Genomic DNA, 434 nt, shown 5'->3' with positions numbered 1-434 from the left:
ATAATATCCCCTTTAATCAGATAAGGTTTATTTTTTTTCTGCTTCTTATTACTATCATACAAAAATGATTTATCACATCCTATGACTGTTTTAACCTTACCCTTAAGAGCTAAATTATCGGGTGCCAGCAATTTACCAACATCCACATTCGACAAAATTAGACCACTTGCTTCATCATCTTTTGAACACAATGTCAGCAACGCAGCTGTTTGTTGTTGTTCAACAGAAGACAAAGTAATTTGCTTACAAGCAGATAAAAAGCGAGGGACTTCACCTGATGAAAACTCAAATACGTAAATATCTCGTGGATAATCCATAGTCAAAGATACATGACCAGCAGAGTTTTTATCTAAAAACAAATCACTACCTTCAATATCAGACGTAATAATTGTGCTATTAACATAGACCTCACCTTTTTCATTTGTATATTTAAA

General features: G+C 32.9%; 1 protein-coding gene. It reads right to left on the bottom strand.

The genetic code is table 11. From position 1 onward, the window contains the following. On the bottom strand, positions 1-434 hold a 434-nt coding region (locus tag MES37_RS24585; RefSeq protein ID WP_237932848.1), incomplete at both ends, for a hypothetical protein.

This window comes from Buttiauxella sp. S19-1 (genome assembly GCF_022134725.1).
GTDB lineage: Bacteria > Pseudomonadota > Gammaproteobacteria > Enterobacterales > Enterobacteriaceae > Buttiauxella > Buttiauxella ferragutiae.
This window is presented reverse-complemented; position numbering and strand designations above follow the sequence as displayed.